The organism is Leclercia sp. 29361, from assembly GCF_011290365.1.
Classification (GTDB): Bacteria; Pseudomonadota; Gammaproteobacteria; order Enterobacterales; family Enterobacteriaceae; genus Enterobacter; species Enterobacter tamurae.
In genome coordinates, this window is the sequence record NZ_CP049786.1 from 4,557,052 (window position 1) to 4,580,013 (window position 22,962).

General features: G+C 56.9%; 18 protein-coding genes. 4 read left to right on the plus strand and 14 right to left on the minus strand.

The window, feature by feature from the left end; translation table 11 throughout:
* Window positions 1–5 precede the first annotated feature (5 nt).
* Together glpG and glpE are read right to left on the minus strand one after the other, a co-directional pair.
* On the minus strand, window positions 6–836 hold the full coding sequence (glpG, locus tag G7090_RS21845) for a rhomboid family intramembrane serine protease GlpG (protein WP_166184437.1): 831 nt from the start codon (window positions 834–836) through the stop codon (window positions 6–8).
* Window positions 837–880: 44 nt separating this feature from the next.
* On the minus strand, window positions 881–1,210 hold the full coding sequence (gene glpE, locus G7090_RS21850; RefSeq protein ID WP_032614862.1) for a thiosulfate sulfurtransferase GlpE: 330 nt from the start codon (window positions 1,208–1,210) through the stop codon (window positions 881–883).
* 207 nt (window positions 1,211–1,417) lie between these two features.
* Between glpE and glpD the strand changes: the two genes are divergently transcribed.
* On the plus strand, window positions 1,418–2,926 hold the full coding sequence (glpD, locus tag G7090_RS21855) for a glycerol-3-phosphate dehydrogenase (protein ID WP_166184440.1): 1,509 nt from the start codon (window positions 1,418–1,420) through the stop codon (window positions 2,924–2,926).
* 90 nt (window positions 2,927–3,016) lie between these two features.
* Here the strand turns inward: glpD and glgP are convergent, their stop codons facing one another.
* From glgP to asd, 6 genes are all read right to left on the minus strand, one after another.
* Window positions 3,017–5,464: a glycogen phosphorylase gene (glgP, locus tag G7090_RS21860; protein ID WP_106995229.1), complete on the minus strand. Its 2,448-nt coding sequence runs from the start codon at window positions 5,462–5,464 to the stop codon at window positions 3,017–3,019.
* A 19-nt stretch (window positions 5,465–5,483) separates the two neighbouring features.
* Window positions 5,484–6,917, minus strand: coding sequence for a glycogen synthase GlgA (gene glgA, locus G7090_RS21865; RefSeq protein ID WP_166185519.1), 1,434 nt, complete (start codon window positions 6,915–6,917; stop codon window positions 5,484–5,486).
* Window positions 6,917–8,212 carry a glucose-1-phosphate adenylyltransferase gene (gene glgC / locus G7090_RS21870; protein ID WP_106995231.1) on the minus strand — a complete coding sequence of 432 codons (1,296 nt, stop codon included), beginning with the start codon at window positions 8,210–8,212 and terminating at the stop codon, window positions 6,917–6,919. Before glgC ends, glgA begins: the two co-directional genes overlap by 1 nt.
* A gap of 18 nt (window positions 8,213–8,230) precedes the next feature.
* Complete coding sequence (glgX, locus tag G7090_RS21875) at window positions 8,231–10,207, minus strand: glycogen debranching protein GlgX (protein WP_166184445.1); 1,977 nt, start codon at window positions 10,205–10,207, stop codon at window positions 8,231–8,233.
* On the minus strand, window positions 10,204–12,390 hold the full coding sequence (gene glgB, locus G7090_RS21880) for a 1,4-alpha-glucan branching enzyme (protein ID WP_166184448.1): 2,187 nt from the start codon (window positions 12,388–12,390) through the stop codon (window positions 10,204–10,206). The genes glgX and glgB overlap by 4 nt, the downstream gene beginning before the upstream one ends.
* Window positions 12,391–12,639: 249 nt before the next feature.
* Window positions 12,640–13,743 (minus strand): aspartate-semialdehyde dehydrogenase, encoded by a 1,104-nt coding sequence (gene asd / locus G7090_RS21885; protein ID WP_106995234.1) that lies wholly within the window; start codon window positions 13,741–13,743, stop codon window positions 12,640–12,642.
* Between the two features lie 177 nt (window positions 13,744–13,920).
* On the opposite strand from asd, the gene G7090_RS21890 reads away from it, so the two are divergent.
* Complete coding sequence (locus G7090_RS21890) at window positions 13,921–14,514, plus strand: YhgN family NAAT transporter (protein ID WP_032614883.1); 594 nt, start codon at window positions 13,921–13,923, stop codon at window positions 14,512–14,514.
* A gap of 81 nt (window positions 14,515–14,595) precedes the next feature.
* Here the strand turns inward: G7090_RS21890 and gntU are convergent, their stop codons facing one another.
* From gntU to G7090_RS21915, 5 genes are all read right to left on the minus strand, one after another.
* Complete coding sequence (gene gntU / locus G7090_RS21895) at window positions 14,596–15,936, minus strand: gluconate transporter (protein WP_166184451.1); 1,341 nt, start codon at window positions 15,934–15,936, stop codon at window positions 14,596–14,598.
* Between the two features lie 3 nt (window positions 15,937–15,939).
* Complete coding sequence (gntK, locus tag G7090_RS21900; RefSeq protein ID WP_039032525.1) at window positions 15,940–16,467, minus strand: gluconokinase; 528 nt, start codon at window positions 16,465–16,467, stop codon at window positions 15,940–15,942.
* Window positions 16,468–16,593: 126 nt separating this feature from the next.
* Window positions 16,594–17,589, minus strand: a complete 996-nt coding sequence (gene gntR / locus G7090_RS21905) for a gluconate operon transcriptional repressor GntR (protein WP_106995236.1) — start codon at window positions 17,587–17,589, stop codon at window positions 16,594–16,596.
* A gap of 93 nt (window positions 17,590–17,682) precedes the next feature.
* On the minus strand, window positions 17,683–18,378 hold the full coding sequence (locus G7090_RS21910; RefSeq protein WP_106995237.1) for a pirin family protein: 696 nt from the start codon (window positions 18,376–18,378) through the stop codon (window positions 17,683–17,685).
* Between the two features lie 123 nt (window positions 18,379–18,501).
* A complete protein-coding gene (locus G7090_RS21915; protein WP_166184454.1) occupies window positions 18,502–19,539 on the minus strand; it encodes an oxidoreductase in 1,038 nt (345 codons plus the stop codon).
* A 173-nt stretch (window positions 19,540–19,712) separates the two neighbouring features.
* Here G7090_RS21915 and G7090_RS21920 point away from each other — a divergent pair, with 173 nt between their 5' ends.
* Complete coding sequence (locus G7090_RS21920; RefSeq protein WP_166184457.1) at window positions 19,713–20,363, plus strand: polymer-forming cytoskeletal protein; 651 nt, start codon at window positions 19,713–19,715, stop codon at window positions 20,361–20,363.
* 218 nt (window positions 20,364–20,581) lie between these two features.
* Complete coding sequence (yhhY, locus tag G7090_RS21925) at window positions 20,582–21,070, plus strand: N-acetyltransferase (protein WP_166184460.1); 489 nt, start codon at window positions 20,582–20,584, stop codon at window positions 21,068–21,070.
* 38 nt (window positions 21,071–21,108) lie between these two features.
* Here the strand turns inward: yhhY and ggt are convergent, their stop codons facing one another.
* Window positions 21,109–22,854: a gamma-glutamyltransferase gene (gene ggt / locus G7090_RS21930; RefSeq protein ID WP_207630087.1), complete on the minus strand. Its 1,746-nt coding sequence runs from the start codon at window positions 22,852–22,854 to the stop codon at window positions 21,109–21,111.
* Window positions 22,855–22,962: the final 108 nt, after the last annotated feature.

Genomic DNA, 22,962 nt, shown 5'->3' on the forward strand with positions numbered 1-22,962 from the left:
CAGAATTATGTTCGTTTTCGCGCATGTAGCGTATCGGCAAACGCCATCGCCAGCCCGACCGCCAGTCCGGCCATGTGGGCACCGTTGGCAATCGCCATTCCGAACAGATCAAACCATCCGGCAATAATCCAGATTAACGCAAAGGCCATTAACCCGCGCTGCAGGTAAATCCCACTCTGCGGATCGCGCTCGCCGCGCAGCCAGACATAGCCCATCAGGGCGTAGACCACGCCGGAGAGGCCGCCAAACCACGGGCCGCCAAATTTATGCTGGATAAAGCCGCTGAGCAACGCGCTAATAAGGGTGAGGACGATGAGCTTGCCGCTGCCGAGTCGTTTCTCCACCGCCCCGCCGAGATACCACCACCACAGCAGGTTAAAGAGGATATGCATAATCGAGAAGTGCATCAGCGCGTGGGTGAAGTAGCGCCAGAATTCGAACTCAACGGAGGCGTCATACGGCCAGGCCAGTATCAGCAGCATCTGCTGATCGCCCACCACACTCATCAGAATGAAGACCAGGATACAGGCCGCCATTAACACCAGGGTGAACGGACCCGCGCGTTCACGCAGAGTTGCCAGGAAAGGAAAGCGCTGGTAATGCAGCCCGCTGCCGGTATGGCCGGACTGCCAGCTTGCCGCCAGATAGCGTGCATCGCCGGGGTTTTCCAAAAAACGCGCCAGCTCGGCGTTAACCCGTGAAGCCTGGCTTTCATCCGCCAGCCAGACGTCAGTCTGGTTATGTTGTTGAATGGTGAGGATAACACCCTGCGTCGCCATATAGTCGACAAACGCCTGGGCGACGCGCGGGTTGGTAAAAGAGGTAATCATCAGCATCGGCGACAGTCGCTTATTCCACACAAAAGGGGACAGTATATACCCTAAATGCCGGCGTGCTCGACTTCTGCCGGGAAATGACGGTGCCAGGCATCGAATCCACCGTCCACGCTGTAGACCGCTTCAAAGCCCTGCTGGAGCAGGTATTGCGCCGCGCCTTTGCTGCTGTTGCCGTGATAGCACATCACCATCACCGGGGTCTCGAAGTCGTTATCGCGCATAAATTCACTCAGGGAGGCGTTGGTCAGGTGAAACGCGCCCGGTGTATGGCCCATCGCAAAACTTTGCGGATCGCGGATATCCACCAGCACCGCCAGTCCCTGGTGCATCTTCTGGTGGGCTTCTTCTACGTTAATACATTCAAATTGTTCCATGGTGCTCTCTGTTGTCTATTCAGGTGCAGTGCGGCCTGATGCCCTCACTATATTATCGGCTAGTGTACGTCCTGGCGGCGGGTAAACGCCATTATGTTAGCTGTATCACTCAAAATTGTTTTTTTGATGTTACTAAAATCCATTTCCTTTGCTAATATGAGCGATATCGAACATTTTTGAGCTTTAACGAAAGTGCGTGAGGATACAATGGAAACCAAAGATCTGATTGTTATCGGTGGCGGAATTAACGGGGCGGGCATTGCGGCGGACGCTGCCGGCCGCGGCTTATCTGTCCTGATGCTGGAAGCGCAGGATCTCGCCTGCGCCACCTCCTCCGCCAGCTCTAAGCTGATCCACGGTGGCCTGCGTTATCTGGAGCATTACGAGTTCCGCCTGGTCAGTGAAGCGCTGGCCGAGCGTGAAGTGCTGTTGAAAATGGCCCCCCATATCGCTACCCCGATGCGTTTTCGTCTGCCGCACCGCCCGCATCTGCGTCCGGCGTGGATGATCCGCATCGGTCTGTTTATGTACGATCACCTGGGTAAACGCACCAGCCTGCCCGCCTCTGCCGGTGTGCGTTTTGGCGCAGACTCGGTACTGAAGCCTGAAATCGTGCGCGGATTCGAATATTCCGACTGCTGGGTGGACGATGCCCGCCTGGTGCTCGCTAACGCGCAAATGGTTGAACGCAAAGGCGGTGAGGTGAAAACCCGCACCCGCGCGGTCTCCGCGCGTCGCGAAAACGGGCTGTGGATCGTCGAGGCCGAAGATATTGATACCGGGGAGCGTTTCAGCTGGCAGGCGCGCGGACTGGTGAATGCCACCGGCCCGTGGGTGAAGCAGTTCTTTGACCAGGGGATGCAGCTCCCGTCGCCGTATGGCATTCGCCTGATTAAAGGCAGCCATATCGTGGTGCCGCGGGTGCATACCCAGAAGCAGGCCTATATCCTGCAAAACGAAGATAAGCGCATCGTGTTTGTGATCCCGTGGATGGATGAGTTCTCTATCATCGGCACCACCGACGTGGAGTACAAAGGCGATCCGAAAAATGTCGAGATCGACGAGAGCGAAATCAGCTATCTGCTGAAGGTCTATAACGCCCACTTTAAGAAAACGCTGGGGCGTGACGATGTGGTCTGGAGTTACTCCGGGGTGCGTCCGCTGTGCGATGACGAGTCCGACTCACCGCAGGCCATTACCCGCGATTACACCCTGGATATTCACGATGACCACGGTAAGGCGCCGTTGCTGTCGGTGTTTGGCGGCAAGCTGACCACCTATCGTAAGCTGGCTGAGCACGCGATGGAAAAACTGGCTCCGTTCTATCAGGGTATCGGCCCGGCGTGGACCAAAGGCGCAGTGCTGCCCGGCGGTGATATCGGCGGCAACCGCGATGACTACGCGGCGAAATTGCGCCGTCGCTATCCGTTTATCAGCGAATCCATGGCCCGGCACTTTGCCCGCACCTACGGCAGCAATAGTGAGGTGATCCTGAGTGACGCGAAGGATCTCAGCGATCTGGGGGAGCATTTCGGTCACGAGTTCTACGAGGCGGAGTTGCGCTATCTAGTCGACCACGAGTGGGTACGCCGCGCGGACGATGCGCTGTGGCGTCGTACTAAGCAGGGGATGTGGCTGAATGCGGAGCAGGAGTCCCGCGTGGCGCTGTGGCTGGCCCAGCGTGCGGGAAAGCGTGAATTGTCGTTGGCGTCCTGAGGGTAATGCCCGGTGGCGCTAACGCTTACCGGGCCTACAAAAGACACAGGATCGTAGGCCGGGTAAGGCGAAGCCGCCACCCGGCATTTTTTACAACCTAACCGGATCAATATGCCAGATGGTGTCGGCATACTCTTTGATGGTTCTGTCTGACGAGAAGTAGCCCATGTTGGCGATGTTGTGCATCGCTTTAGTGGTCCACTCTTCCGGCTTGCGATACAGCTCATCAACCCTGTCCTGACAGTCCACATAGCTGCGGTAGTCCGCCAGCACCTGGTAGTGGTCCCCGAAGTTAATCAGCGAATCCACCAGGTCGCGATAGCGGCCAGGCTCGTCCGGGTTGAACAGGCCGGTGCCGATCTGGGTCAGCACCTGACGCAGCTCTTCATCCTGCTCGTAATAATCCCGTGGCGAGTAGCCTTTGGCACGCAGCGCTTCAACCTCTTCCGTGGTGTTACCGAAGATGAAGATATTCTCTTCGCCCACATGCTCCAGCATCTCGACATTCGCGCCATCCAGCGTGCCGATGGTCAGCGCGCCGTTAAGGGCAAATTTCATGTTACTGGTGCCGGAGGCTTCAGTGCCCGCGGTGGAGATCTGCTCGGAGAGATCCGCCGCCGGGATGATCAGCTGGGCCAGACTCACGCTGTAGTTCGGGATAAAGACGACCTTCAGCTTGTCACCAATCTGCGGATCGTTGTTGATCACCTTCGCCACGTCATTGATCAGGTGAATGATGTGCTTCGCCATGTAGTAAGCCGAGGCGGCTTTACCAGCGAAGATGTTCACGCGCGGCACCCAGTCGGCATCGGGATCGGCCTTGATGCGGTTGTAGCGGGTGATGACGTGCAGCACGTTCATCAGCTGACGTTTGTACTCATGGATACGTTTGATCTGCACGTCGAACAGCGCTTTCGGGTTGGCGACCACGTTCAGGTGCAGCGCCATCCACACCGCCAGCCGCTTTTTATTCAGCAGCTTGGCATCACGTACCGCTTTATTTACCGTCGGGAAGTCAGAGTGCTGTTCAAGCTCGCTCAGCTGGCTTAAATCGGTACGCCAGTTGCGGCCGATATTCTCGTCCAGCACCTCAGAGAGCGGCTGGTTCGCCAGCGCCAGCCAGCGACGCGGCGTCACGCCGTTGGTCACGTTGCAGAAGCGCATCGGGAAGATTTTGGCAAAGTCGGCAAACAGCGACTGCACCATCAGGTTGGAGTGCAGCTCCGACACGCCGTTGACCTTGTGGCTGATCACCACCGCCAGCCACGCCATGCGTACCCGGCGGCCGTTGGACTCTTCAATGATGGAGGTGCGGCTCAGCAGACCGGTGTCGTGCGGATATTGCTCCTGCAACGTTTTCAGGAAGAAGTCGTTAATTTCAAAGATGATCTGCAGGTGGCGCGGCAGGATTTTGCCGAGCATGTCCACCGGCCAGGTTTCCAGCGCTTCGCTCATCAACGTGTGGTTGGTGTAAGAGAAGACCTGGCAGGTCACCTCAAACGCCTCGTCCCAGCTGAATTTGTGCTCGTCGATCAGCACGCGCATCAGTTCCGGGATCGACAGCACCGGGTGGGTGTCGTTAAGGTGGATCGCGGTTTTTTCCGCGAGGTTGGCGTAGGTTTTGTGCAGCTGGTAGTGGCGGCTCAGGATATCCTGGATAGTCGCCGAGACCAGGAAGTACTCCTGACGCAGACGCAGCTCACGCCCGGAATAGGTCGAGTCATCCGGGTACAGCACGCGGGAGACGTTCTCGGAGTGGTTTTTGTCTTCCACCGCCGCGAAGTAGTCGCCCTGGTTGAATTTACCGAGGTTAATCGCGCTACTGGCCTGGGCATTCCACAGACGCAGGGTGTTGGTCGCGTCGGTGTCGTAGCCGGGGATAATCTGGTCGTAGGCCACGGCGAGGATCTCTTCGGTTTCGACCCAGCGGATTTTTTTACCTTCCTGCTGGATACGGCCACCGAAGCGAACCTTATAACGGGTGTTGTGGCGCTTGAACTCCCACGGGTTACCGTACTCAAGCCAGTAGTCCGGGGACTCTTTCTGCCGTCCATCGACGATGTTCTGTTTGAACATGCCGTAATCGTAGCGAATACCGTAGCCACGTCCCGGCAGGGCGAGGGTCGCCAGCGAATCGAGGAAGCAGGCCGCCAGGCGACCAAGACCGCCGTTGCCTAAGCCGGGGTCGTTCTCTTCGTCAATCAGCTCTTCTAAATCCAGCCCCATCTCTTCCAGCGCGGTTTTGACGTCGTCATAGATACCGAGCGACAACAGGGCATTGGAGAGGGTACGGCCAATCAAAAACTCCATCGACAGATAGTAAACCTGACGGGTCTCCTGTGAGAGCTGGGCGCGGTTAGAGCGCAGCCAGCGCTCAACCAGCCGGTCGCGTACCGCAAACAGGGTGGCGTTGAGCCATTCGTGTTTGTTGGCAATCACCGGATCTTTGCCGATGGTGAACATCAGCTTGTAAGCGATCGAGTGCTTTAACGCCTCAATGCTCACCGTGGGAGACGCATAGGAAAAAGGTGCATTCATATCTCTGATTCCAGCATTGTTACATCAAGCGTTGATAAAGATCGCGGTAGGACTGCGCCGCAACTTGCCAGCTAAAATCCATGGCCATCGCCTGGCGCTGAACAAAACGCCACAAAGAAGGACGAGACCACAATACAAAGGCACGACGTATCGCGCGTAACAGCGACCAGGCATTACTGTCCTCAAAGACAAATCCGCTGGCGATTCCGTCTGCCAGGTTCTCCAGCGAGGTGTCGGATACGGTATCCGCCAGCCCGCCGGTACGCCGCACCAGCGGCAGCGTGCCGTACTTCAGGCCATACAGCTGGGTTAAGCCGCAGGGCTCAAAACGACTCGGCACCAGGATAACGTCAGCACCCGCCATGATGCGGTGCGAGAAGGCTTCGTGATAGCCAATCTGCACCCCAACCTGGCCCGGATGCTCGGCGGCCGCCGCGAGGAAGCCCTCCTGCAATACCGGATCGCCCGCGCCCAGCAGCGCCAGCTGCCCGCCCTGCTCCAGCAGGCCCGGCAGCGCCTCCAGCACCAGATCCAGCCCTTTCTGGCTGGTCAGACGGCTCACCACCGCAAACAGCGGCACCTTGTCGTTGACCTTCAGCCCCATGGCGACCTGCAGCTGACGTTTGTTCTCGGCCTTATCTTCCACGGAATCACGGTTGTAGCGTGCGCCCAGCAGCAGATCGGTCTCCGGACTCCAGATTTTTTCATCCACGCCGTTGAGAATGCCCGACAGGCGCCCTTCCCGTTGACGTTGCGCGAGCAGCCCCTCCATGCCGTAGCCAAACTGCGGCTCGGTGATCTCCCGCGCATAGGTCGGGCTGACGGCGGTGATGTGATCCGCGTAATACAGCCCGGCTTTCAGGAACGAAATCTGCCCGTTGAACTCCAGCCCATGGATATTAAAGAACGACCATGGCAGTTCGATGTCATCCATATGTTTGGCTAAATAGAGCCCCTGATAGGCCAGGTTGTGCACGGTAAAGACCGATTTTGCCGGATGGCCACGCGCCGCCAGGTACGCGGGTGCGAGCCCGGCGTGCCAGTCGTGGGCATGCACTACATCCGGGCGCCAGAACGGATCCAGCCCGGAGGCCATCTCCGCCCCGACCCAGCCGAGCAGCGCGAAACGCAGCACGTTATCGGTATAGGCAAATAAGTTGGTGTCGTGGTACGGGCTCCCTGGGCGGTCATACAGATGCGGCGCGTCAATCAGGTAGATGCCCACGCCATTGTAATGACCAAACAGTAATGTGATGCGCCCGGCAAAGGTATCGCGGCGGCTGACAATCTGGGCGTCAGGGATGCCGCGACGAATATCGGGAAAAGCGGGTAACAGCACGCGAGTATCGACCCCACCGGCAATTTGCGCCGCCGGTAGCGCACCAATCACATCCGCTAACCCGCCGGTTTTCAGCAACGGGAACATCTCAGAACAAACGTGTAAAACCTGCATCATCGCTCCTGTTTGATCTGCAGTTTACGCAGCATTTCACGCGTAACCAGCACGATGCCTTCTTCTGAGCGGTAGAAACGGCGCGCGTCCTCTTCCGCATTTTCTCCAATTACCATGCCTTCCGGAATGATGCAGGCACGGTCGATAACGCAACGACGCAGGCGGCACGAGCGGCCAACCCAGACGTCGGGTAACAATACTGACGAATCAATATTGCAGAAGGAGTTCACCCGCACGCGCGGGAACAGTACCGACTGCACCACCACCGAGCCCGAGATAATGCACCCGCCGGAGACCAGCGAGTTCAGCGTCATGCCGTGGCTGCCCGAGCGGTCCTGAACAAATTTTGCCGGCGGCAGCGATTCCATATGGGTACGGATCGGCCAGTTATGGTCGTACATATCCAGTTCAGGGGTTACCGACGCCAGATCGAGGTTCGCTTTCCAGTACGCCTCCAGGGTGCCGACATCGCGCCAGTAGGGTTCTGAATTTGGATCGGACTGCACGCAGGACAATGGGAACGGATGTGCATAGGCCATGCCAGATTTGGTGATTTTCGGGATGATATCTTTGCCGAAGTCGTGGCTGGATTTTTCATCCTTGTCGTCTTCTTCCAGCAGCTGGTAAAGGTAATCTGCATCAAAGACATAGATACCCATACTGGCCAGCGCTTTGGTGTCATCCCCTGGCATTGATGGCGGGTTCGCCGGTTTTTCAACGAACTCGATCACTTTGTCGTTTTCGTCTACCGCCATTACGCCAAAGGCCGTCGCTTCAGCAACGGGCACTGGCATACAGGCCACGGTGCAGCGCGCCCCTTTTTCGACGTGGTCGATGAGCATGCGCGAGTAGTCCTGCTTGTAGATGTGGTCCCCGGCGAGGATCACCACGTACTCGGCGTCGTAGCGACGAATGATATCGAGGTTTTGCGTCACCGCATCGGCAGTGCCGCGGTACCAGTTTTCACCGTGAACGCGCTGTTGGGCAGGTAACAGGTCGACAAACTCGTTCATCTCCTCACTGAAGAACGACCAGCCGCGCTGAATATGCTGCACCAGGGTGTGTGACTGGTACTGGGTGATCACGCCAATACGGCGAATGCCTGAATTCAGGCAGTTTGACAGGGCAAAATCGATAATACGGAATTTACCGCCGAAGTGAACGGCGGGCTTGGCGCGCTTAATGGTTAAATCTTTTAATCGGGTACCGCGGCCGCCAGCCAGAATCAGGGCAACAGATTTTAATGGCAGCTGGCGCGCCAACATTAGAGGGTCGTTCTTATCTAACCTAACCATGATCAACTCCTTTTATTATCATCTCTGGAATACACATACACCGTGCGCAGGCCCATGCCAGGCAGTCATAACGACCGGATTATCCTCTCCGGCAAATGGGGGGATAGCCCGCCACTCCCCTTCGGGTAAAACTATTTCTGCGACCTCATCTGTGGCGTTAAGCGTGATAAGCCAGCTATCCGAAAGCAGGATTTGCAGGCACGGCACGCCGCTTTGCCACTCACGCGCTTCCAACGGTTGCGCCTTTTTATTCAACCAGCGAACATTGCCGTCGCCCTCTTCCCACCACTGATTCAGGGTGAGCGCCGGGATCTGCTGACGCAGATGGATCAGCGCAGCGGTAAAGTCGGCTAATCCACTGTTGGCCTGTTGCCAGTCCAGCCAGGTTAACGGGTTATCCTGGCAATAAGCATTGTTGTTGCCGTGCTGGCTGTGGCCATGTTCATCGCCTGCCAGCAACATCGGCGTTCCTTGCGACAAAAGCAGCGTGGTGAGCAGCGCGTGCACGCTGGCGCGGCGTCGCTCAATCACATTCAGATTGCCACTTAATCCTTCTATACCATGGTTAAAACTGTGGTTATTGAAGGTACCGTCACGATTTTCTTCGCCATTGGCTTCATTGTGTTTCTGATTGAAACAAACGCAGTCACGCAGGGTAAAACCGTCGTGCGCCGTAACCAGATTGATCGACGCGGAGGGCAGACGCCCGTTGCGCTTGAACAGATCGCTGGAAGCGGCAAAACGCCCGGCAAACTGACCGAGTGACAGATCGCGTGCCAGCCAGAAGCGGCGCGCGGTATCACGATATTGGTCGTTCCACTCGGCAAACGGCGGCGGGAAATTCCCCACCTGATAACCGCCAGGGCCGATATCCCAGGGCTCCGCAATCAGCTTCACGCCCGACAGCAGCGGGCAGTTCTTAATCGCCTCAAACAGCGGCGCCTGCTGGCTGTATTCCGGCGTGCGTCCCATCACTGACGCCAGGTCAAAACGAAAACCGTCTATGTGGAACGTCTCCACCCAGTACTTCAGGCATTCATACGCGTATTGCGTCACCGCCGGATGGCTGAGGTTGAGCGTGTTACCGCAGCCGGTCCAGTTGTGGTAATCGCCATCTTCCCTTAACCAATAATAGCTAGGGTTATCAATTCCGCGCAGGGAGAACGTCGGGCCTTCCAGATCCAGTTCCGCGCTGTGGTTCAGCACGATATCCAGAATGACCTCAATACCCGCTTCGTGCAGCGCCTTCACCGCATCACGAAACTCATCCCGCGCCTGCTCGGGATGCGAGGCATAGCGCGGATCGAGGGCAAACATAGCCATCGGGTTGTAGCCCCAGTAATTGCTCAGACCGAGGCGCTGCAAACGCGGCTCGGAGGCGAAATGGGCTACCGGTAATAATTCCAGGGCGGTGATCCCGAGATGCTTAAAATAGGCAATCATCACCGGATGACCGAGCGCCCGGTAGGTGCCGCGGATCTCCTCCGGAATGCCGGGGTGCAGGTACGTCAGCCCCTTAACGTGGGCCTCATAGATAACCGTCCTGCCCCAGGGAATATTGGGGGCAGCATCCTCTTCCCAGTCGTAACGATCGTCGCAGACCACCACGCTTTTGGGTGCCACCGCGGCACTGTCCCGGTGATCGGGAGTATGTTTGCCGGCATGCAGCAGGACGTCATCGTCCAGCGTGCCTTCGACCTGATACGCGCAGGGGTCGAGCAGCAGTTTGGCCGGGTTAAAGAACAGCCCTTTTGCCGGATCCCACTGGCCATGAACCCGGAAGCCATACCGCGTGCCGGGCCTGGCATGTTCAAGGTAGCCATGCCAGATATCGCCACTGCGGGCCACCAGATCGTAGCGGTGTTCAATGCCTTTGCCGTCAAACACGCAGAGTTCAACCCGATCCGCATGGGCGGAAAAGAGGGTGAAGTTCACCCCTTTGCCGTCATAGCGTGCGCCGAGCGGGGCCGGGTTACCTGCAGCGAGCTGCGTCATTCCCCCTCCCGCACCAGCCAGATGGTAGAGAGCGGCGGCAGAGTGAGGCTCAGGGACTGTGGTCGACCATGGCTCTCCTGCTCATCACTCTGCACCAGCCCGCCATTGCCCGCGTTGCTGCCGTGGTAATGCATGGAGTCGGTGTTCAGCACTTCACGCCATTTGCCCGGCTGATTGATGCCGAAACGGTAGTGATGACGCGTGACCGGGGTGAAGTTACTGGCGACGATGATTTCGTTACCCACCTTGTCACGACGGACAAAGATCAGCACCGAGCGCTCGTTGTCGTCCACCACCAGCCACTCGAAGCCGTAGTCGTCAAAGTCCAGCTCGTGCAGGGCCTTGTGGTGGCGATAGGTATGGTTAAGGTCGCGGACCAGGCGTTGCACGCCGTGGTGCCAGTTGTCGCCCCCTTCCAGCAGGTTCCAGTCGAGGCTGGTGTCGTGGTTCCACTCGCGGCCCTGGGCGAACTCGTTGCCCATAAACAGCAGTTTTTTGCCCGGGAAGGCGAACATCCAGCCGTAGTAGGCGCGCAGATTGGCAAACTTCTGCCAGGCGTCGCCCGGCATGCGGTCGAGAATCGATTTTTTGCCGTGGACCACTTCGTCGTGGGAAAGCGGCAGAACAAAGTTTTCGGTGCTGTTGTAGAGCATACCGAAGGTCAGTTTGTTGTGATGGAACTGGCGATGGACCGGATCAAGCTTCATGTAATCCAGGGTGTCGTGCATCCAGCCGAGGTTCCACTTGAACCAGAAGCCGAGGCCGCCCATCGAAGGTGGTCGGGAGACGCCCGGGAAGTCCGTGGACTCTTCCGCCATCGTCACCGCGCCCGGTGTCTGCTCCCCGAGAATACGGTTGGTGTTACGCAGGAACTCAATGGCTTCGAGGTTTTCACGCCCGCCGAATTCGTTCGGGATCCACTCCCCCTCTTTACGGCTGTAGTCGCGGTAGATCATCGAGGCGACGGCATCCACGCGCAGGGCATCAATACCGAAGCGCTCGATCCAGTAGAGCGCGTTGCCCACCAGATAGTTGGTCACTTCCCGACGGCCATAGTTGTAGATCAGGGTGTTCCAGTCCTGATGATAGCCTTCGCGCGGATCGCTGTGCTCATACAGGTTGGTGCCATCGAACTCCGCCAGACCAAAGTCATCGGACGGGAAGTGGCCCGGCACCCAGTCGAGGATCACATTCAGCCCGGCGGCGTGGGCGGCGTTGATAAAGTAGCGGAAGTCATCCCGGGTGCCGAAGCGACGGGTCGGGGCATACATGCCGGTCGGCTGATAGCCCCAGCTGCCGTCAAACGGGTGTTCGTTAATTGGCAGCAGCTCCAGATGGGTAAAGCCCATCCATTTCACATATGGGATCAGCTGGTCGGCCAGCTCCCGGTAGCTGAGCCAGAAGTTGTTATCGGTATGACGACGCCAGGAGCCAAGATGGACTTCATAAATGGAGATCGGCATATCGAACTGGTTGGCCCGGATGCGCTCTTCGCTCTGGGCAACCTTCTCCGGCAGACCACAAATGAGTGATGCGGTTTCCGGGCGCATCTGCGCTTCGAAGGCATAGGGGTCAGCTTTGATCCGCAGCTTGCCGTGGGCATCGATCAGCTCGTATTTGTACAGCTGGCCGTTTTGCGCACCCGGGATAAACAGCTCCCAGATGCCGGTCTCGCCACGCAGGCGCATCGGGTGGCGACGGCCATCCCAGTAGTTGAACTGCCCCACTACGGAGACACGGCGGGCATTCGGTGCCCAGACGGTAAAGCGGGTGCCGGTCACGCCGTCCATGGTATCGGCGTGGGCGCCGAGCGTCTCATAAGGACGCAGGTGCGTCCCTTCCGACAGCAGCCAGGCATCCATATCCTGCAACAGCGGACCGAAGCGATAGGGATCGTCGATCAGGTTTTGCTGGCCATGCCAGATGACGGCGAGCTGATAACGGAAGACGTTTTTACGGCGGGCCATCACGCCAGCGAAGAAGCCGCGTGAATCAATACATTCGAGTTTACCGACCTTGCGACCGGTTTTGGGTTCGATGACCCACACTTCCGTCGCGTCAGGTAGCAGTGCCCGGACTTCCAGTCCAGCGTCAGTGCGGTGCATGCCAAGTACAGAAAATGGATCCGCAAAGTGACCCGCAATAAGCGCATTAATCACGTCTCTATCAATACGAACGGACATGGTATTCATCCTGTTTTTCTAGTTGCCGCCCCTGTCGCGCACCGGGTACGACCTTAATGTGACCTGAACGGAACAGCACCTTGTGCATCCTCTCTGTTCCATCCAACCTCCAGGCGGAATATGTGACATCCCGCATAAAGCATAGCCAACGCTTTATATGACTCCCGAAAAATAATGAATCATTTGCGTTTTCGTCCTTTAGTACGCAAAAAAAGGGGTGATAAATCACCCCTAAGTATTAAGTATTTATTACGCCAGTTGGCGTAGCATCCGGCGCAGCGGCTCGGCGGCACCCCACAAAAGCTGGTCGCCGACGGTAAAGGCGGAAAGGTACTCCGGCCCCATATTTAGTTTACGCAGGCGTCCTACAGGGGTAGATAATGTGCCGGTGACCGCAGCAGGGGTCAGTTCACGCATGGTGATGTCGCGGTCGTTAGGGATGACTTTTGCCCACGGGTTATGCGACGCGAGCAATTCCTCCACAGTTTGTATGGATACATCTTTTTTCATTTTAATTGTGAATGCCTGGCTGTGGCAGCGCAGCGCGCCGATGCGCACGCACAGACCGTCAACCGGGATCACCGAAGAGGTACGCAGGATTTTGTTGGTCTCGGCCTGGCCTTTCCACTCTTCGCGGGTTTGGCCGTTGTCCAGCTGCTTGTCGATCCACGGGATCAGGCCACCGGCCAGCGGTACGCCGAAGTTATCCACCGGCAGCTCGCCGCTGCGGGTCAGCTGAGTGACTTTACGCTCGATATCAAGAATAGCGGACGCCGGGTTGGCCAGCTCTTCCGCCACGCTGTGCTGCAGCTGGCCCATCTGGGTCAGCAGCTCGCGCATATGACGCGCACCGCCGCCGGATGCCGCCTGGTAGGTGGCGACAGAAACCCACTCCACCAGATCCTGGGCAAACAGACCGCCCAGCGACATCAGCATCAGGCTGACCGTACAGTTACCGCCAACGAAGGTTTTAACGCCGTTATTCAGGCCGTGCGTGATGACGTCCTGGTTGACCGGGTCAAGAATGATGATCGCATCGTCTTTCATGCGCAGCGAAGAGGCCGCGTCAATCCAGTAGCCCTGCCAGCCGCTTTCACGAAGCTTTGGGTAAATTTCGTTGGTATAATCGCCGCCCTGGCAGGTGACAATAATGTCCAGCGCCTTCAACGCTTCCAGATCGTAAGCATCCTGCAACGTGCCTGTGGTACCACCAAAGGACGGTGCAGCCTGGCCGAGCTGGGAAGTGGAGAAGAAGACCGGGCGGATAGCGTCGAAATCGCGCTCTTCAACCATGCGTTGCATGAGTACAGAGCCGACCATACCGCGCCAGCCGATAAAACCAACGTTTTTCATAGCATTTTTTTCCTGCAGAGGGTGTGTGCTGTTTATGCAAGCCAGTATTGAACTGGGATATGCTTCACATTACAAAATGCTGCCAAAGTCGCAAGCGAAATTAATCGATGATTGCCCGGCTATCAGAAAAAGAGCTAATCATCGGGATAACCATACAAGTATCAGGGATAATCTACGATGAGTGAAATCATTTCCGCCGCTGTTTTATTGATCCTAATTATGGATCCACTCGGAAATCTGCCTATCTTCATGTCGGTGCTGAAGCACACCGAGCCGAAGCGCCGTCGGGCGATCATGATCCGCGAACTGCTCATCGCCCTGCTGGTAATGTTTATCTTCCTGTTTGCCGGCGAGAAAATCCTCGCATTCCTGAATTTACGCGCTGAAACGGTCTCCATCTCCGGCGGGATTATTCTGTTCCTGATTGCCATCAAAATGATTTTCCCGAGCAGCGAAGGGAGCAGCAGCGGCCTGCCTGCGGGTGAAGAGCCGTTTATTGTGCCGCTGGCGATCCCGCTGGTCGCCGGGCCGACGATTCTGGCAACCTTGATGCTGCTGTCGCATCAGTACCCGAATCAGATGAGCCATCTGGTGATTGCCCTGCTGATTGCCTGGGGCGGGACCTTTATCATCCTGCTGCAGTCGTCGCTGTTTTTACGCCTGCTGGGGGAGAAAGGGGTTAATGCGCTGGAGCGGCTGATGGGATTGATTCTGGTGATGATGGCGACGCAGATGTTCCTGGATGGGATCAGGGCGTGGATGAAGGGCTAGCAAGGTAAAAGCAAAACGACAACGAAAGTTGTCGTTTTTAGTGTTTGCACCCCTCCCTGTGGGAGAGGGAGACAAGAAACACTAGCTCAGCAGCGTAAACGCAATCATCCCGACAATCGCCCCGGTGGTGCCGAGGATGGTTTCCATCATCGTCCAGGTCTTGAGGGTTTGCGCTTCGCTGGCGCCGGTGAATTTACCGAACAGCCAGAAGCCCGCATCGTTGACGTGGGACACCACAATCGACCCACCCGCGATACAGATAGACAGCGCTGCCATCTGCGCGCCGGAGTAATTCAACTGCTCAATCACCGGCATCACCAGCCCGACCGCCGTTAAACAGGCTACGGTCGCGGAGCCCTGAATGATACGCACCGCCGCAGCCAGCACGAAACAGGTGACCGCAACTGGCAGGCCCATTCCGGTGAGCGCTTCGCCCAGTGCCGGGCCGACGCCGGAATCCACCAGCACCTGCTTGAACACCCCGCCCGCACCGATCACCAGCAGAATAATCCCTGCCGGTTGCAGCGCCGCGCCGCAGATCTCCATCACCCGATCCTTCGCCATACCCTGACGCATCGCCAGGCCATAAATGGCAACCAGACAGGCGACCAGGATCGCGGTGAACGGATGGCCGATAAACTCAAACCACTCGTAAGCGCTTGAACCGACCGGCACAAAGCGCGCAGCGATGGTTTTCAGCCCTACCAGCACCAGCGGGAGCAGGATCAGCGCGAGGCTAAAGCCGAACGACGGCATTTTGCTCTCGCCCAGGTGCGGCTCGGTAATGTCGTCAGGAATGTGCAGTTCAACGTAACGGCTGATAAAGTTGCCCCACAGCGGACCGGCGATCAGCATGCCCGGGATCGCGGCGCAGAGACCAATCAGGATCATCCAGCCAAAGTCAGCGTGCATCTGGGAAGCCAGCAGCATCGGCGCAGGCCCTGGCAGCAGAAAGGCCGCCGCCGCTGCCACACCGGCAAACAGAGGAATAACCAGCTTCACCAGGTTAGTACCGGTATGGCGCGCCATGGAGAAGGCCACGCTAATCAGCAGCACCACCGCCACCTCGAAGAACAGGGGCAGCGCGCAGATCAGACCGGCCAGACCAATCGCATAGTGCGCCCGGCTGTGGCCGAATGATTTCAACATTTTGACGGCGATCTGATCGACCGCGCCGGTTTCATGCAGGATTTTGCCAAACATCGCGCCCAGGGCGACGACAATGGCCAGGAAGCCTAGCGTGCCCCCCATCCCCTTTTCCATGGTCGCGGCGATTTTGTCGAGCGGCATTCCGGAAAAGAGACCTGCACCAATAGATACCACCATCAAAGCAACGAAGGCGTGCATACGGGCCTTCATCACCAAAAACAGCAGCAACAGCACGGAGCCGACTGCTGTTAAAACAAGCGTTAACGTACTCAAAACTTACTGCCTTTTATTAATGACCTCAATGGTGCTGGCAACAACACCGTCCAGCGGCTGATCGATATCCACGACCAGGACATCGCTTTCATCCGCGCCCGGCTCCTGCAGGGTTTCGAACTGCGTCACCAGCATCTGGGTTTTGAAGAAGTGGCCTTTACGCGCTTTCAGACGGGTTTCGATCACGTCGAAATCGCCCTTCAGGTAGATAAAGGAGAGATTAGCGTTGCCTTCACGCAGCTGGTCGCGGTAGGTCTTTTTCAGTGCGGAGCAGACGATCAGCGACACTTTGTTGGTGCGCTGCATAGCAAAGGCGGCATCATTCAAAGCCTGCAGCCACGGCTTACGATCGTCGTCGTTCAGCGGCTCGCCAGAGGCCATCTTGGTGATGTTGCTGCGCGGATGGAGAAAGTCACCATCAAGAAACGCGGCATGAATTTGATGCGCCACTTCGCTGGCAACGGCAGATTTACCGCTACCGGAAACGCCCATCAGGACATAAACGTGGTGATCTGGATTTGTGGTGCTCAAGGTATGTCCCTCAGTCGATTGTTACGGGTAACAGTTATCGGTAACATTGTCCTGCCGGGGCTGACGAGAAGCAATATCCAAACGTGTGCGAAGTGAATAAGTGTGAGCTAGTTCAAACTTGTCAGGTTAAATCGATCCACCCGGTGACAATGTGAAACCTAAATCTAACATCTTAGGCGTCACCGCCTCACCACGAATGCGCGCCAGCAGGCGTTCTGCACCGATACGGCCCATGCGCTCACGCGGCGTCAGAACGCTCGCCAGACGCGGTTCCATGACCTGACCGATGTCGTGGCCGTGGAAACCGGCAATCGCCATATCACCCGGGATAGAAAGCCCCAGACGCTGGCACTCAAAGGCGGCGCCGACCGCGAGGTCATCGTTGGTACAGAAGATGCCATCAAGCTGCGGGTACTCGCGACGGGCCTGACGCATCAGCTCAATGCCGGAGGTGTAGGAAGAGGACTGCTCTACCATCACGCTGTAGGGCGTTAAGTTGGCGTCGAGCATCGCCTGCTCGTATCCCTTCTGTTTGATGATAGTACGTTCATCCAGACGTGCGCCAAGATAGGCGATATGGCGATGACCGCGGGCGATAATCGCCGCTGTCATCTGGCGGGCAGCTTCGAAGTTATCGAACCCGACGGCGATGTCGAGGCAGGGCGACTGGCTGTCCATCAGCTCGACCACCGGAATACCTGCCACCTCGATCATCTTCAGCGTGCGGGCGGTGTGGGTGCGTTCGGTGAGGATCAGGCCGTCAATGTTCCAGGAGAGCATCGACTCCAGACGTTCCTCTTCCAGTTCCGGTTTGTAGCCGTAGTGAGCGAGCATGGTCTGATAGCCAAAGGCGTCGGTGACGCTTTCGATGCCACGCAGCACTTCCGCGAAGACCTGGTTGGTTAAGGAGGGGAGCAGGACGCCTACCGCACGGCTGGTGGCATTGGAGAGAATATCGGGGGCGCGGTTGGGGATATAACCCAGTTCATCAAGAGCAGCGGCAATCTTGCCACGTAACGCCACGGAAACCTGTTCCGGGTTACGTAAAAAACGGCTGACCGTCATTTTAGTCACACCGACGCGATCGGCTACATCCTGAAGTACGGGTCTTTTCTTTTTCATCGTCCTGAGAGAAACCGGTAGTGATAGATTCCTTCAGTTTATCACGGACAAAGGCCAACCTTCCCCTGGGAATGGGGAAGGCTGGTTATTTATTTAGACCGGCGGCAGGTCGAACAGCAGAATCTCAGCGGCGCTGTCGGCATGCACGGAGATCGCCTGCTCATCCCAGATGGCCAGACCATCGCTGGTGGTCGCTTTGGTGCCGTTGATAGTCACTTCGCCTTTAACCACCTGGATCCACACTTTGCGGTTCGCGGCGATCTGATGCACAGATTGCTCGTCTTTCGCCAGCGCCCAGCGGTAAAGCTCCATGTCCTGGTGCACTTTCAGCGAGCCGTCACGGGCATCCGGTGACAGTACCAGCTGTTTCCCCTGCTCGGCGTCAAAACGACGTTGCTCGTAGCGCGGGGTAATGCCTTTTTCTTCCGGAATGATCCAGATCTGGTACAAACGCAGACGGTCGGTTTTGCTTGGGTTGTATTCGGAGTGACGCACCCCGGTACCCGCCGTCATAATCTGGAACTCACCCGCCGGAACCTGCTCTTTGTTGCCCATGCTGTCCTGGTGCTCAACGGCGCCTTCCAGCACATAGGTCAGGATTTCCATGTCTTTATGCGGGTGGGTACCAAAGCCCTGACCGGCATCGATCACGTCATCGTTAATGACTCGCAGTGCCGAGAAACCCATAAAGTTCGGGTCGTAATAATCGGCAAACGAGAAGCTATGCCATGAGTCCAGCCAACCATGATTTGCGTGACCGCGGTCGTTTGCTTTGCGTAAGAAGATCATTGTTTTTACCCTCAGTTCGTTTCGATGGAGTAAGTGTGGACGCAATCGACCTGGGATCATAGAGGGTGAAAATTGACTCCTCTGTTCAAAATAACTGAACAAGCACAGAGGAGTCTTTCAGGCTTATCTGGCAAGGGTTACCGTGGCAGGTGAGGCCTGTTCAAAGGCCCGTTCAAGGATTTCCAGGTTGGTCATCACTTCAATTTCCTTGACGTAATTAGGGGTACCTTTTGTGAGGGTCTCATACAGCGCATCGTAGACCTGGCCGTAGTCGCCGGTGCCCGGTTTGATCTCCTCTTTTACCGTTACTCCCGCGTCGTTGACGTACTCCAGCACGCCCACGGACGCATCCGCCGCAAAGCCTGGTTCACCCGGCATGATGTTGGCCTTCAGGCTGGTCTCCTGCTGGTCGATGCCGTACTTGATAAACGAGCCTCTGGTGCCATGGACAATGAATTTCGGGTAGTCGGTCTTCACCAGATGGCTGGTTTTGACGATCGCCTTCAGGTCGCCGTAGAACAGCTGAGCTTCAAAGGTATCGTCCGGGTTGGCTTTATTGCGCAGGCTGCGGATGTCGTACGCCACATGGTCCGGACGGCCGAACAGAGAGATGACCTGATCCATAGTGTGCACACCCAGGCCATAGAAAGAGCCATCCTGCGGCAGACCGGGTTTGGTCTCTGCCACCGGGCGGTAGTAATCGAAGTGGCTTTCGAACTCGACGATCTCGCCCAGCTTGCCGCTCTCAATCGCCTGTTTAGCAGTCAGGAAGCAGGTATCAAAGCGACGGTTCTGATACGGGCTGACGGTCAGCCCTTTGCTGCGGGCCAGTTCGAACAGCTCTTTCGCCTCGGCCATCGTCGGGGTGAAGGGCTTTTCCACCAGCACGTTTTTCCCGGCTTCCAGGGCGCGTTTCGCATACTCAAAGTGGCTGTCGGCGTGCGTGCAGACGATCACCAGCTTGACCTCAGGGTCGTTCAGCACCTCATCGAGATCGCTGGTGAAATGAATATGGGAGTACTGCGGTGACTGCTCTTCCGGCTTCGAGTGGCGGCGGAAGATGTGCGCCACATGCCAGCTGGCTTTACGGGTGAGAACGTACGGGAGGTGATAGCGGGTGGTGCTTTTGCCAAATCCAATAAATGCGCAGTGTAGTGTCATAGTGGTTTTCCTGGCTTAGGTCTCTGCTTTCAACCATAGCGCAACCTGGCGGCGAAATATATTTCTATAACGAATCCTAAAATGGCGGTCGAAAGCTTGATCCTGGGTGAAATTACCAGGATAAGAAGACGGCCAAATCCCCCTGCTCGCGAAAGGAGTCGCGCTCATTTTCTATGGACAGAAAATATCTCGCGTTAAATAGCGCCCTTCTCTTCTGGCTGCTCGCGCTGGTCGCCTGGTGCTCAGGCGCCCTCTTCCTGACGTGGCTGTTCGCTGCAGTCTCTTTGCTGAGCTTTGGCATCTCCCTTCTACTCAATCAGGTTAAGATCATGTTTAAAAAGAGCAAAACACCCGAGACTGGCAAGCCAGAACTCATCCTTCCCCCGGTGCCCGTCATTGAAAAAGAGCCCACCGCCACGGAGAAACACGGCACCACCGTTATCGCCAGCGATGTGCGGTTTGAAGGCAATATCGTTTCCGGTGGTCATGTCTACGTTCACGGGACGCTTATCGGCAATATCGACTCCAAAGAGAGCCTGATCAAGATCATGCGTGGGGGTCAGGTGGAGGGAAATATCACCTGCCGGGAGCTGATCGTTGATGGCAAGGTGCTCGGCCAGTGTAGCAGCGATGTGATTGAAATCTGCGAGAACGGCCAGGTCACCGGGACCCTTGCCTACCGCACCCTGGCGGTGAAAAAAGGCGGGCTGTTTTCCGGCCAGGCAGAGGTGTTACCCGCCGTCGCGGAAAAGACCAACGTAGTGGGCCTGATGAAAGAGAGCGCGCCAGACCCGCTCGATCTCGTGCCGCTGCAAAAGCTGTAGGGCAAAAAAAAGCCAGCGATAAGCTGGCTAAAATAATACTGGAAGCAATGTGAGCAATGTCGTGCTTTCAGGTTCCCGTGTCGGTACTTCTGAAGGCAAGACAATAATAATCATTCTCATTCGCACTTGTCTACTGATTTTTTGCAAAAAATGCTTGTTGACTCACATTTCAAACTCATGGATGTTGAAAGGGAACCTAACTAACTGAGGAAGAAGGAATGAGTGAGATAGTGATACGCCACGTTGAAGCCGCCGATGCCGAAGCTTTACGCCTGCTGAATGCCCATCCAGGGGTTTATCACGACACTCTACAACTTCCTCATCCTGCGATGGACATGTGGAAAGAACGGGTGATGCAAAAGCCGGGCAGGCGTCATCTGGTTGCCTGCCTGGACGGACAGGTTATCGGTCATCTGGTGCTGGACGTGATGGAAAATCCACGCCGCAGCCATGTGGCGACGTTCGGAATTGGTGTGTCAGCCGAGGTGCAGGGCCGCGGCGCGGGCAGCGCGTTAATGCGGGAGATGATCAACCTGTGCGACAACTGGCTGCGCATCGAGCGTATCGAGCTGACGGTGTTTGTCGACAACGCCTCTGCCATCACCCTGTATCGTAAGTACGGCTTTGTGGTGGAAGGCACCGGGAAGAAGTTCGCCCTGCGTAACGGTGAGTTTGTCGATGCGCACTTTATGGCGCGCATCAAGTAAGCATGAAAACCTCTCCCCATTGGGGAGAGGTAAAAGATTTAATATCCCGCCGTCAAATCATCCACCGACCGCGGATCTGATGCGCCATACAGCGCGCCATCCGGCCCCACCATAATACTCTGGGTACTGCCCATCGCCTCTTTCACCACCACTTTTTGCCCGCGCTGTTCCAGCAGCTTCAGGGTATCCGGGCTAAAGCCCTTCTCCACCCGCAGCTCATCCGGTAGCCACTGGTGATGGAAGCGCGGCGCGTTGGTGGCCTCTGCCACGTTCATTCCGTAGTCGATGCTGTTGACCACCATTTGCAGCACGGTGGTAATAATGCGGCTCCCGCCAGGGCTGCCGGTCACCAGCCAGGTTTTGCCGTCTTTCACCACGATGGTCGGTGACATCGACGACAGCGGACGCTTCTTCGGCCCGACGGCGTTGGCATCCCCGCCCACCAACCCGTAGACGTTCGGCACGCCCGGTTTGGCGGAGAAATCATCCATCTCGTTGTTAAGCAGAATGCCGCTGTTGCCCGCCACGATCCCGGTACCAAACACGGTGTTCAGCGTGTAGGTGACCGCCACCGCGTTACCCTCTTTATCCACCACCGAGAAGTGGGTGGTCTGGTTGCTCTCATACGGCGCCAGTTTGCCCGGGCGGATCTCGCTAGATGGTTTGGCTTTGTTGATATCGATCTGGTCAGCCAGGGTTTTGGCATAGGCTTTATTGGTCAGCGCCTGCCACGGAACCTTGACGAAATCCGGGTCGCCCAGATACTCCGAGCGGTCGGCGTAGGCATATTTTTCCGCCTCGGCCATCACCTGCATGGTATCGGCGCTGCCGAAACCGAACTTATGCAGATCGAAGTTTTCGAGGATATTGAGGATCTGCACGATGTGGATCCCGCCGGAAGACGGCGGTGGCATGGAGTAGACCTGATACCCGCGATAGTCCCCGCTAATCGGCGTGCGCTCCACCGCTTTGTATTCGGCGAGATCGGCTTTGGTGATCAGCCCGCCGTTTTTGCTCATCTCTTCGGCAATCTGGTCGGCAATCACCCCTTTATAGAAGGCATCCGGGCCGTTCTCGGCAATCATCTCCAGACTTTTGGCGAGGTTGGTCTGCACCAGCTTGTCGCCCTTCTTCAGCGGCTCGCCCTCCTTCCAGAAGATCGCTTTGCTGTTCTCATGGTTGGGGAGCACTTCGCTGCCGTAGGTTTTCAGATCGTCAGCCAGGGCGTCGTTGACCTCAAAGCCGTCGCGCGCCAGCTTGATCGCCGGCTGCACCACTTTGTTTAGCGGCAGGGTGCCGTACTTATCCAGCGCCAGCGAGAAGCCCGCTACCGTACCCGGCGTGCCGGTCGCCAGATGGGAGGTGAGAGATTTTTTACTGTCGGCGTTACCCTGGTCGTCGAGGAACATGTCGCGCGTGGCCTGGGACGGCGCCATTTCACGGAAGTCGATCGCCGTGGTCACGCCATCTTTGGTCCGCAGCATCATAAAGCCGCCACCGCCGAGGTTACCCGCCTGCGGGTGCGTCACCGCCAGCGCATAACCCACCGCCACCGCCGCATCCACCGCATTACCTCCCTGCTTGAGGATATCTACCCCCACCTGAGTGGCAAAGGCATCCACCGAAGAGACCATTCCCTTTTGCGCCCGCACGGGATGGAACACATCTTCTTCCACACCATAGGATACCGGGGGTGCGGCAGGCGGATTGGCTGCCACGCCAAACGTACCGCCTGCCGTCAGGGCAGCAATCACTACCCAGCGTAAAAACGTTGGTTTGATCATTCTTATTCTCCAGGTACAGGGACTCATGCTCCCGCTTAAGCCTGGTTCATAACTCTTAAAAAATCATCGTAGTGCGGGATTAGAGGTAAACTTAGAGGAGGCCTCAGA